The 552-nt window shown below is 43.7% G+C and carries 2 pseudogenes; both read left to right on the plus strand.

Annotation, left to right across the window (positions count from 1 at the left end):
- Positions 1-291 (plus strand): annotated as a pseudogene (locus ACFIKU_RS10300) (phage portal protein); the annotation flags it as partial.
- A gap of 13 nt (positions 292-304) precedes the next feature.
- Positions 305-552 (plus strand): annotated as a pseudogene (locus ACFIKU_RS10305) (hypothetical protein); the annotation flags it as partial.

Here is a 552-nt window from a genome sequence, read left to right on the forward strand (position 1 = left end):
GTCAGTGAGAAGTTCCAACAGCAACAAATGGCACAACAACAGCAGATGGACCCCGAGCAGGAAATGAAGTTGCAGGAAAAGCAACAAGACTTAGAGACGAAAGCACAGATGCATCAGATGGATTTGCAACAAAAGCAGATTGATCTGTTTATGCGTCAAAAGAAAGCGGAATTAGAAGCAGAAATGATGCAACAGCGCCATGACATTGAACGGCAGAAGCTTCTCAATACTCAGGCACACAATCAGATCATGCGAGAGCGAATAGCATTACACAGAGGTATGCATAGTTGAGAAAGGTGAAAGAATGAATGCAGAAATGAATGAAGCTATGAATGAAGATTACAGAGTTGGAGCGCCGGTCTTTGATGATGAGAGCTCTTTTGATGCTGGCACTTATGATGGTGAAACGATTGATAATAATGACATTACGTCTCCAGAGCCGGTTGTGCAGTCCGTTGAAAAGCCTTCAGAGATTGTTCCTAGTATAGAGCAGCAGCGCTCTATCGAGCAAGCTAAACAAGCCCGTGAAGCGCTTATCAAGTTTTATGAACC

Source organism: Bartonella sp. CM120XJJH (genome assembly GCF_042194715.1).
Classification (GTDB): domain Bacteria; phylum Pseudomonadota; class Alphaproteobacteria; order Rhizobiales; family Rhizobiaceae; genus Bartonella.